The organism is Bacillus sp. 7_6_55CFAA_CT2 (assembly GCF_000238655.1).
Classification (GTDB): domain Bacteria; phylum Bacillota; class Bacilli; order Bacillales; family Bacillaceae_G; genus Bacillus_A; species Bacillus_A cereus.
Window position 1 is genome coordinate 591,242 of sequence record NZ_JH414710.1, and the last position, 7,391, is coordinate 598,632.

The window sequence follows — 7,391 nt, forward strand, 5'->3', positions numbered from 1 at the left end:
AGAAGGGATGTTTAAAATGACAGGAAGATTAGATGAAGATTTAAAAGATGTAACATTACTAGGGAATCAAAATACAAAATATTTATTTGAATATAGCCCAGAAATATTAGAGGTATTTGATAATAATCATCCAAACCGTGATTATTTTGTAAAATTCAATTGTCCTGAATTTACAAGTTTATGCCCGAAAACAGGACAACCAGATTTTGCAACAATTTATATTAGCTATATTCCAGAGCAAAAAATGGTAGAGAGTAAATCTTTAAAGTTGTATTTATTTAGTTTCCGCAATCATGGTGATTTCCACGAAGATTGCATGAACGTTATTATGAACGATTTAATTAAATTAATGGATCCGCGTTATATTGAGGTATGGGGGAAATTCACACCACGTGGTGGCATTTCAATTGATCCATACTGCAACTACGGGCGCCCAGGTACGAAGTATGAACAAATGGCTGACTACCGCATGATGAACCACGATCTATATCCGGAAACAATTGATAATCGTTAATAGAAAGAAAGGGCCTGTATAGTATACAGGCCCTTTCTTTCTATTATATTATGCATTTTGATTAATGACAGTATAGTTTTTATGACTTACAACTGTAAGAGGTTCCATATCTAGTTCTCTAAAATTCTTCATAATTGTTATATCAACAATAACAGAGTTTTGATTTACTTTTTGAACACGGCCTTGCATTCCACCTTTAAATTCGATGATATCTCCAGTTTCTGCGATCTGCATAAGCAACTCTCCTTGTTACAGTTTTCCCAAAAAAAGAATAAATTTGGGTTTTTTTATTTCCTCCTATTTTGAACCATATTTCCTACTTTGTAAATGTTTCCAAAGTAAAAATTCGAAAAATATTCACTTTTTGTAAGAAAATATGTAGAAAATCCATGTTTTTTAGAAAAAATAGCAAAAATGCGAGAATCTTTATATCGAGGTATAATGAAAAAGTAGAATAACCTGCTGAAGTGGGAGAAATTAGAGGCGGTAAAATGATGTTTGAATTTGTGGGGAGTGTTATAGCTTTAATTTTATTTTTATTTTCTTATATGCATTTAAAAAAGATTCGTCAATATGATACGAGTACATATTTTGATGGGATGGATGGTATCCATGCTTCGATAACACATGATAGTGGTGGGGAGATGTAAAGGTATATAACTTTATTTTCTTGCGTGGTATGATGTTTAGAACTAGTGCATAATAGAGTTCATAAGTGATGAATGGAGAGTGAAAAGAATGAAGATTTCTTTTATTCGTCATGGTTGTTTAAGTCGTATAAGAGAACCGATGACAATTAATTCATTTCACGAATGGATGAAACAGTATGATTCCGAGTCAATGATACAAAAAGCTAAAATACCGATAGAAACAATAGAGGCAATTGAAGCAGCGAAATTTGTCTTAACAAGTGATCAAAGGCGTGCTGTACAATCAGCAGCTGAATTGACGGATTCTTTATCTTTTATGCAAAATTCTCTTTTTAGAGAAGCTGAAGTTCCTTCATGCTTTTTTGCTCCGAAGTGGTTGAAATGCACAATTAAGGTATGGATGTTCATTGGACGAACATTATGGATACTTGGCTACCATAAAGATGTTGAGTCTTATAAGGAAGTAAGAGAGAGGGTAAGGCAAGCGGCTTACCTGTTACATCGTTATGCTCTCGTACATGGAAGTATAGCTCTTGTAGGTCATAATTATGTGAATGTAATGATTGGTGCCGAACTGAGAGCGATGGGATGGTCTGGTTCTCCTATTTTGCACAGAGAGCCATGGGGATGTACAACATATACGTTTCACGAGGCGATGGATGGAAATATATTAAATACAAATTTAACATAAAAGCACACGATTTATATAAATCGTGTGCTTTCTTTTTAAGATATAGAAATTTTGACGTTTAATGGTTTTACGAGATGAGCATAAGGTTCCCCTACTAGCATAACAATTTCATCTTTTTTATAACCTAACTTTTCGTATAGTGAATAGGCGCGTTTGTTTTCTAAATTAACAAGTAAAGCGATTTTTTTATGCCCTTTTTCAGTTGCATAGATTTCGGCAGCTTCAATTAATTTAGAACCTATACCTTTTCCGCCGTGTGCACTTGAAACTGATAATGTATCAATGTAATACTCATCAAGCTCAGCTTCTTTTTCTAACGTAATTGATTCATCTTTATGTAATGCTCTTAAGTGATGTACAATTGGTGCGTCAAGCTGTGTTGCTTCACTACCGTGATAAGCGACAATAATTCCAACTGCACTCTCGTCTTGTTCATAGACAAAACAGTTTTCGTAGCTCAGACGGTTATTTTCTTTTGAGAACCATGTCTCAAGTCCTAGTAATACTTCTGCTTCAACTGTGCTACCTGTGATTTTTTCAGCAATTTCATGCAGAGCATTATACAATAAAGGAGCTATTGCCATTGCATCTGTCTTTTTTGCTTTCCGAATCATAGTATCCCTCCTAGTTCTATTTGTATATTGTAGCATAGTGGTATGGAACTTTGCATAATTGAATGCCGAAATGTTTGATATAGAGAAGTAGCTATGTTAGTATATGATATTTAGTGGACATATAGTAAAACAATATTGTTTGCGAAATAACGAAAATAAAATCATGGCATAATAACGAGATAAAGTGAAACGTTAATCAGTAAGATTTTTTGTTCATTCTACGACTGATTAGTAGTCAACACCAATCGGACTACCTGCAAATAGCGGGATAAATTTACAGTTGTTGACCTATAGAATATAAGATAAAATAAAATATTGCAGAGAGGTGAAATACATGGATAAAGAATTAGCAAATACAATTTTAGATCAGCTAAAAAATGGTGAAATAAAGGAGTATGTTGTTACGAAAGATGTATTTTATACGTTCAGAGAAGTTGTTGTAAATAGAGAAGACTTTAAGCATTTCATTGGTAACGCACAGCGAGGCGGGCAAGTGATTTATACATATTCAGAAACGCCACGTTCATAAAGGAGAATTTTGATCAGCAGGGCATCTCTCACTGATTAGTAGCCTTCACCAAACGGACGTTTCATGCGGGATAAATAAAAGATAAAGGAGAGGGGAATTATGGGCGATTTTAAACAAGGCATTTTACCACATTGGGATTATATGTGGAAAGATAGAGCCGGCAATCGATTTATGGGAATGGTTATGTATCCAGAGAAACGAAAATGTTCAGCAAAAATGCTTCAGAAAATAAAAAGAGCATATGAAGAAGCAATAGAAATTAAAGTAACTGTACAAGTTCAACATACATATCAGTACGTAGAAGGACTGATTGTATACTTTGATGAAGAGGCTCCTGTATGTACAATGCTTGATAAAGATGAAAATCCACATCATATATTTGTAAAAGATATTTTGCGCATTGAGTACTCTGAATAAACTTTTCATAAATAAATTGAAGTTCCATAATAATAATCTTTTTCTATAATAGTTATCTTTTAGTATGTAACGAAAAACGAAAGTATATGTATAATATATTTAATAAGGTAAATTTGATAAATGTAATCGTTTTTTAGAGCAGATTATAGTTTCATATCTGTTCTTTTTTGCGTGATGCTGGAGAAATATATTTCTTCAGCATCTACCGTTTTATGACAAAATATATTGTTAACTTTTTTAAAAATAAGGTTAAATTCGTTGACAACTTTTTTGAAAAGCACTTTATTGACATGAGTTTTAGAATGTTGTTTCATAGTCATTGTATTGAAAAAAAACGGCTATCATGTCGAAAAGTAAAAGTTAAAAAAAGAAAGAATTTATACATATATCTTGTGTCTTATTTTGAAACGTAATACAATATATAGAGAAATCAAGAACAACATATAGAGAATATAGATTTGAGAGGGAGGGTCGGAAATGTTAGTTGCATATGATTCTATGACAGGAAACGTGAAGCGTTTCATTCACAAATTAAATATGCCGGCCGTTCAAATTGATGAAGATCTAGTAATAGATGAAGACTTTATTCTTATTACGTATACAACAGGTTTTGGAAATGTACCAGAACGTGTTTTAGACTTTTTAGAGCGCAATAATGAAAAATTAAAAGGCGTATCTGCAAGCGGCAATCGTAACTGGGGAGACATGTTCGGTGCAAGTGCTGACAAGATTTCTACTAAATATGAAGTGCCTATTGTATCAAAATTTGAGTTATCTGGAACAAATAACGATGTAGAATATTTTAAGGAAAGGGTGCGGGAGATTGCGACACATTGAACTGAATAATGAAATCACGCAAATGCAGGACGGTTTTTATCAGCTTCATAAAGATAAAGAGGCATTAGAAGTCTTTATGGAAGAAGCTAGAGAGAATACCGTTCCTTTTAATAGCGTGGCAGAGCGAATGGAGTATATGAAAGAACATGATTACTATTACAACGTTCTGGACGAGTATAGCTTGGAGGAAGTAGAGGAAGTATATAACATCGCTTATGGTGAAAACTTCGAGTTCCAATCTTATATGGCAGCATCTAAGTTCTACAAAGATTATGCGTTAAAAACGAATGATCAAAAACAATACTTAGAAAGCTATGAAGATCGTGTAGCAATTGTTTCATTATACTTAGGACGCGGTGATGTTTCGAAAGCAAGACAATTTGCAAGCATGATTGTAAAACAAAACTACCAACCAGCGACACCAACCTTTTTAAATGCGGGAAGAAGCAGAAGAGGAGAAATGGTGTCTTGTTTCTTGTTAGAGATGGATGATAGCTTAAATTCAATTGGCTTTAACATTAATACTGCGATGCAATTATCAAAAATCGGCGGGGGAGTAGCTTTAAACCTATCTAAGCTACGCGCACGTGGTGAGCAAATTAAAGGTATCGACAACGCTGCAAGTGGCGTAGTACCTGTTATGAAATTGCTTGAAGATTCGTTTTCATATGCGAATCAGCTTGGCCAACGAAAAGGTGCCGGTGCAGTATATTTAAACATTTTCCATTGGGATATTATTGAATTCCTTGATACAAAAAAATAAATGCCGATGAGAAGAGCCGTATTCAGTCTCTATCAATCGGAATTATCGTTCCAAGTAAGTTCTTTGAGCTTGCTGAGAAAAACGAACCTTTCCATGTTTTCGCGCCTTATACGGTTTATAAAGAATATGGCAAGCATTTAGATGATATTGACATTGATGAAATGTACGATGAATTAATGAGCAATCCGAAAGTGAAGAAGAAGCCACTAGATATTAGTGCACGTGATATGCTTATTAAAATCGCTATGATTCAGCTTGAGTCTGGTTACCCATACTTAATGTTTAAATCAAATGCAAATAATCAACATCCATTGAAGGATATTGGAACTGTGAAGATGTCGAACTTATGTACAGAAATCTTCCAGCTTCAAGAAACTTCAGAAATAAATGATTACGGTACAGATGACATTATCCGTCGTGATATTAACTGTAACTTAGGATCGTTAAATATCGTAAACGTAATGGAAAATAAAGAAATTCGTGAAGCAGTTCATGCGGGAATGGAAGCTTTAACAGCTGTTTCTGATATGACGATTATTCCGAATGCACCAACTGTGAAAAAAGCAAATGACGAGCTTCATTCAGTTGGACTTGGAGCAATGAACTTACACGGATATTTAGCAAAAAATAAAATCGCTTATGAAAGTGCAGAAGCGAAAGAATTCGCTCGTACATTCTTTATGATGTTAAATTACTATTCTATTGAGAAAAGTATGGAAATCGCTACAGAAAAAGGCGAGACATTTAAAGACTTCGATAAATCTGATTATGCGAATGGCACATACTTCGAAAAGTATGAAACGACAGATTACAGTCCTGTAACTGAAAAAGTTCAGCAACTATTTGAAGGAATTCATATTCCGACAAAAGAAGATTGGACAAGTTTAAAAGAGCAAGTGCAGAAGAATGGTTTATACAACTCATATCGTCTTGCCATTGCTCCAACACAATCAATCAGTTACGTTCAAAATGCAACTTCAAGCGTAATGCCGATCGTAAGTCAAATCGAATCAAGAACATATGCGAATGCGACAACATATTATCCAATGCCGTATTTATCAAAAGATACGTTCTGGTACTATAAATCTTCTTACGATATGAATCAGTTTAAATTAATTGATTTAATCGCAGAAATTCAAGAACATATTGACCAAGGAATTAGTACAATTCTTTACGTTAATAGTGATATTTCAACACGTGAATTAGCACGTTACTATATCTATGCACATAAAAAAGGCTTAAAGAGTCTGTATTATACGAGAACACGTAAATTAAGCGTGGAAGAGTGTGTGGCTTGTACCGTTTAATATAAAAAGTGAGACATGATGAGCAGGGTTTTCTGAACCCTGCTCATGCTTAGTTATCATATTTAGAGAAGGGGCGATTTAATGCGTGCGGTAAACTGGAACAAAAAAGAAGATGATTTTAGTTTAATGTTTTGGAAGCAAAACATCGCTCAGTTTTGGACAGAAGAAGAAATTGCGGTTTCGTCTGACAAAAATACTTGGGTGCAATTATCGAAAGAAGAGCAAATTGCTTATAAGCGTGTATTAGGTGGTTTAACACTTTTAGATACGAAACAAGGTGGCGAAGGAATGCCACTTGTACTTGTTCATCTTGAAAATTTACAAGCGAAAAGTGTATTAGCTTTCATGGGAGCTATGGAAGAAGTACATGCGAAAAGTTATAGTCACATTTTCACAACACTAGCTACAGAAGAAGAGATTGATGATATTTTTGACTGGGTAGACAATCATCCGTTACTTGAGAAAAAAGCTGGTATTATTACTAGTTACTATCGTCGTTTATTAAAGCCTGAAGTAACAAAAAAAGAGTTATACATGGCAATGGTAGCAAGTGTGTTCTTAGAAAGTTACTTATTCTATAGCGGATTCTTCTATCCACTTTACTTAGCTGGTCAAGGAAAACTAACAGCAAGTGGTGAGATTATCAACTTGATAATTCGTGATGAGTCAATTCACGGCGTATTCGTCGGTATTTTAGCACAACAAATCTTCGCAGAACTTTCTGCAGAAGAGCAACAAGAAGTGCAAAAAGAAACACAAGAGTTATTAATGGAACTATATGAAATTGAAATGGCCTATACAGAAGAAATTTACACTTCTATCGGTCTTGTAGAAGATGTAAATCGTTTCGTTCGTTACAATGCAAATAAAGGGCTTATGAACTTAGGGCTTGAGCCGAAGTTTGAAGAAGAAGAAATTAACCCAATCGTTTTAAATGGTTTACGTACAGATACGAAAAACCATGATTTCTTCTCTGTAAAAGGAAATGGTTACGTAAAAGCAACGAACGTTGAAAAGTTAGCTGACGATGACTTCGTGTTTAACTTTTAATATAGGATTATAAAGAAAA

At 34.2% G+C, this 7,391-nt stretch carries 9 protein-coding genes and 1 pseudogene; 8 read left to right on the plus strand and 2 right to left on the minus strand.

Features of this window, described 5'->3' with window-relative positions; all coding sequences use genetic code 11:
* Window positions 1-16: 16 nt before the first annotated feature.
* Window positions 17-514, plus strand: coding sequence for a preQ(1) synthase (queF, locus tag HMPREF1014_RS18655; RefSeq protein ID WP_001986050.1), 498 nt, complete (start codon window positions 17-19; stop codon window positions 512-514).
* Between the two features lie 48 nt (window positions 515-562).
* Here queF and HMPREF1014_RS18660 read toward each other — a convergent pair whose 3' ends face one another.
* Entirely contained in the window at window positions 563-748 is a 186-nt protein-coding gene (locus tag HMPREF1014_RS18660) for a YkvS family protein (protein WP_001165082.1), read from the minus strand.
* Window positions 749-981: 233 nt separating this feature from the next.
* Here HMPREF1014_RS18660 and HMPREF1014_RS31700 point away from each other — a divergent pair, with 233 nt between their 5' ends.
* The gene (locus tag HMPREF1014_RS31700; protein WP_002004691.1) at window positions 982-1,164 is read left to right on the plus strand and encodes a hypothetical protein; all 183 of its coding nucleotides are present in this window, start codon (window positions 982-984) and stop codon (window positions 1,162-1,164) included.
* Between the two features lie 88 nt (window positions 1,165-1,252).
* Window positions 1,253-1,855, plus strand: a complete 603-nt coding sequence (locus HMPREF1014_RS18675) for a histidine phosphatase family protein (protein ID WP_000703097.1) — start codon at window positions 1,253-1,255, stop codon at window positions 1,853-1,855.
* A gap of 35 nt (window positions 1,856-1,890) precedes the next feature.
* Here the strand turns inward: HMPREF1014_RS18675 and HMPREF1014_RS18680 are convergent, their stop codons facing one another.
* Window positions 1,891-2,469, minus strand: coding sequence for a GNAT family N-acetyltransferase (locus HMPREF1014_RS18680; protein WP_000619548.1), 579 nt, complete (start codon window positions 2,467-2,469; stop codon window positions 1,891-1,893).
* Window positions 2,470-2,803: 334 nt separating this feature from the next.
* Here HMPREF1014_RS18680 and ykzS point away from each other — a divergent pair, with 334 nt between their 5' ends.
* The 5 genes and pseudogenes from ykzS to nrdF all read left to right on the plus strand — a co-directional run bounded on the left by ykzS (window position 2,804) and on the right by nrdF (window position 7,372).
* A complete protein-coding gene (ykzS, locus tag HMPREF1014_RS18685; protein ID WP_000356684.1) occupies window positions 2,804-2,998 on the plus strand; it encodes a protein YkzS in 195 nt (64 codons plus the stop codon).
* Window positions 2,999-3,097: 99 nt separating this feature from the next.
* Entirely contained in the window at window positions 3,098-3,415 is a 318-nt protein-coding gene (locus HMPREF1014_RS18690; RefSeq protein WP_000502197.1) for a hypothetical protein, read from the plus strand.
* A 477-nt stretch (window positions 3,416-3,892) separates the two neighbouring features.
* A complete protein-coding gene (gene nrdI / locus HMPREF1014_RS18700) occupies window positions 3,893-4,252 on the plus strand; it encodes a class Ib ribonucleoside-diphosphate reductase assembly flavoprotein NrdI (protein WP_000959447.1) in 360 nt (119 codons plus the stop codon).
* Window positions 4,239-6,322, plus strand: a pseudogene (gene nrdE, locus HMPREF1014_RS31360) (class 1b ribonucleoside-diphosphate reductase subunit alpha). Before nrdI ends, nrdE begins: the two are co-directional and overlap by 14 nt.
* A gap of 81 nt (window positions 6,323-6,403) precedes the next feature.
* A complete protein-coding gene (nrdF, locus tag HMPREF1014_RS18710; RefSeq protein WP_001203029.1) occupies window positions 6,404-7,372 on the plus strand; it encodes a class 1b ribonucleoside-diphosphate reductase subunit beta in 969 nt (322 codons plus the stop codon).
* The last annotated feature ends 19 nt before the right edge of the window (window positions 7,373-7,391 follow it).

Excerpts from the sequence above, each read along its gene's own strand:
- HMPREF1014_RS18690 (WP_000502197.1), top strand. The coding sequence starts at position 3,098 with ATGGGCGATTTTAAACAAGGCATTTTACCACATTGGGATTATATGTGG.
- HMPREF1014_RS18675 (WP_000703097.1), top strand. The coding sequence starts at position 1,253 with ATGAAGATTTCTTTTATTCGTCATGGTTGTTTAAGTCGTATAAGAGAA.
- HMPREF1014_RS18680 (WP_000619548.1), bottom strand. The coding sequence starts at position 2,469 with ATGATTCGGAAAGCAAAAAAGACAGATGCAATGGCAATAGCTCCTTTA.
- nrdI (WP_000959447.1), top strand. The coding sequence starts at position 3,893 with ATGTTAGTTGCATATGATTCTATGACAGGAAACGTGAAGCGTTTCATT.
- queF (WP_001986050.1), top strand. The coding sequence starts at position 17 with ATGACAGGAAGATTAGATGAAGATTTAAAAGATGTAACATTACTAGGG.
- ykzS (WP_000356684.1), top strand. The coding sequence starts at position 2,804 with ATGGATAAAGAATTAGCAAATACAATTTTAGATCAGCTAAAAAATGGT.
- nrdF (WP_001203029.1), top strand. The coding sequence starts at position 6,404 with ATGCGTGCGGTAAACTGGAACAAAAAAGAAGATGATTTTAGTTTAATG.
- HMPREF1014_RS18660 (WP_001165082.1), bottom strand. The coding sequence starts at position 748 with ATGCAGATCGCAGAAACTGGAGATATCATCGAATTTAAAGGTGGAATG.